Source organism: Frankia sp. CeTa3Moorea (assembly GCF_978021225.1).
This window is the reverse complement of sequence record NZ_CDXDOR010000107.1, coordinates 15,797-18,236: the sequence shown is the minus strand read 5'-3', so window position 1 is coordinate 18,236 and position 2,440 is coordinate 15,797. Positions and strand designations below refer to the sequence as shown.

Annotated in this window: 1 protein-coding gene; it reads left to right on the top strand. The window is 71.6% G+C overall.

The features are described from left to right. On the top strand, positions 1-2,440 hold a 2,440-nt coding region (locus tag AC08OV_RS17205), incomplete at both ends, for a type I polyketide synthase (protein WP_476619939.1).

Below are 2,440 nucleotides of genomic sequence, written 5' to 3'. Positions count from 1 at the left end.
ATCGTCGGGATGGCCTGTCGCTTCCCCGGCGGGGTTCGATCGGCCGACGACCTGTGGCGGCTGGTGCTGGACGGACGCGACGCGATCTCCGACTTCCCGACCAACCGGGGCTGGGACCTGGGCAGGCTCTACCACCCCGATCCGGACCATCCCGGTACCAGCTACACGAGTCAGGGTGGCTTTCTGCACGACGCGGACCTCTTCGACGCGGCGTTCTTCGACATGTCCCCCAGAGAGGCGTTGGCCACCGACCCGCAGCAGCGGCTGCTGCTGGAAACGGCATGGGAGACCTTTGAGGACGCCGGCATCGACCCGACCGAGCTGCGGGGATCCCGCACCGGGGTCTTCACCGGCGTGATGTACGACGACTACGCTTCCCGGCTGCCAGCCACCCCGCGGGAGGTGGAGGGCTTCCTGCTGGCAGGCAACACCTCCAGCGTGATCTCCGGTCGCCTGGCCTACACCTACGGGCTGGAGGGGCCCGCCATCACCGTCGACACCGCGTGCTCGTCGTCCCTGGTCGCCCTGCACCTGGCCGCGAACGCGCTGCGCTCCGGCGAGGTGGACCTCGCGTTGGCGGGCGGAGTCACGGTGATGGCCGGCCCGAGCACGTTCGTGGAGTTCTCCCGGCAGAAGGGCCTGTCCGTCGACGGTCGCTGCCGGTCGTTCTCGGCGGATGCCGACGGCACGGGCTGGTCGGAGGGCGTCGGTCTGGTGCTGGTGGAACGACTCGAGGACGCCCGGCGGAACGGTCACCAGGTGTTGGCGGTCCTGAGGGGTTCCGCGGTGAACTCCGACGGCGCGTCCAACGGTTTGACCGCGCCGAACGGACCCTCCCAGGAACGGGTGATCCGGTCTGCGCTCGCCGACGCCGGTCTGTCGGGGGCGGACATCGACCTGGTCGAGGCGCACGGCACCGGCACCCGGCTCGGCGACCCGATCGAGGCGCAGGCCATTCTGGCCACCTACGGGCAGGACCGCGACGAACCTGTTCGGCTGGGTTCGCTCAAGTCGAATCTCGGGCACGCCCAGGCCGCAGCCGGAGTCGGCGGAGTGATCAAGATCGTCCAGGCGATGCGGCACGGCATCCAGCCGCGCACGCTGCACCTCGGCGATCCTTCGCCGCACGTGGACTGGTCCGCGGGCGCGGTCGAACTGCTCGTGGCCCACCAGGACTGGCCCGACCGCGGCCGGCCACGCCGGGCGGCGGTCTCCGCCTTCGGGATCAGCGGGACCAATGCGCACGTGATTCTGGAGCAGGCCGAGAACACCGCGCGTCCCGTTCCGCCGGCAGCCGCGCCTCGCGCTCCGGAGGATCACCCGGGAGACGGTCGTCCGCTGGTGCCGTTGGTCCTGTCCGCCCGTACCGGACAGGCCCTGCGGACAAGGGCCGCGCAGTTGCGCGCCCATCTGGACGAACACCCGGACACCGACGTCGTCGACGTCGCCGGCACCCTCGTCACCCGGCGGGCTCGACTGGACCAGCGGGCCGTCGTTCTCGGCGCAGACCGGGCCGCCCTGCTGCGCGGTCTCGATGCCGTCGCCGCGGGCACCTCCGGCGGGGCGGGGGTGGTGCTGGGCGACGGCACGGGCCGCGGAGCGACCGCGTTCCTGTTCACGGGCCAGGGCGCGCAACGGGCCGGGATGGGCCGCGAGCTGTACGAGCGGTCCGCGATCTACCGGGCTGTGCTGGACGACGTGTGCGCGCACCTCGACCCGGTACTTGAGCGTCCGCTGCGGGCCGTGCTGTTCGCCGAACCCGACGGAGCGGACGCGGCCCTGCTCGACCAGACCGCCTACACCCAGGCCGCGCTGTTCGCCGTCGAGGTCGCGCTGTACCGGTTCGCGGAGCACCACGGCGTCACCCCGGACCATCTGCTGGGGCACTCGGTCGGCGAGGTCGCCGCAGCGCACGTGTCCGGGGTGTTCGACCTGCCGGACGCCTGCCACCTGGTGGCGGCCAGGGGCGCGGCTATGCAGTCCGCCCGCGACGACGGGGCGATGGCCGCACTGGAGATCACCGAGCGCGAGGCGCTCGACTCGCTGGTGGCCGGGGCGACCATCGCCGGAGTGAACGGCCTGCGGGCCGTGGTGGTCTCCGGCGATGACAGCGCGGTGACCGCGATGACCAGCCACTGGTCGAAGCAGGGGAGGCGCACCCGGCGGCTTTCGGTCAGCCATGCTTTCCACTCGCCGCATATGGATGACGTGCTGGCCGGCTTTCGGGCGGAACTGGGCGCGATCACCTTTCACGAGCCGCGGATCCCGGTCGTCTCGAACGTGACCGGAGAGATCGCGACCGCCGGACAGCTCACCTCGCCGGATTACTGGGTGACCCAGGTCCGCCAGGCCGTCCGCTTCGCGGACGGAGTAGCCACCCTGCGGCGTAACGGCGTCACCGAGTTCCTCGAGATCGGACCGGACGGTGTGCTGACCGCGC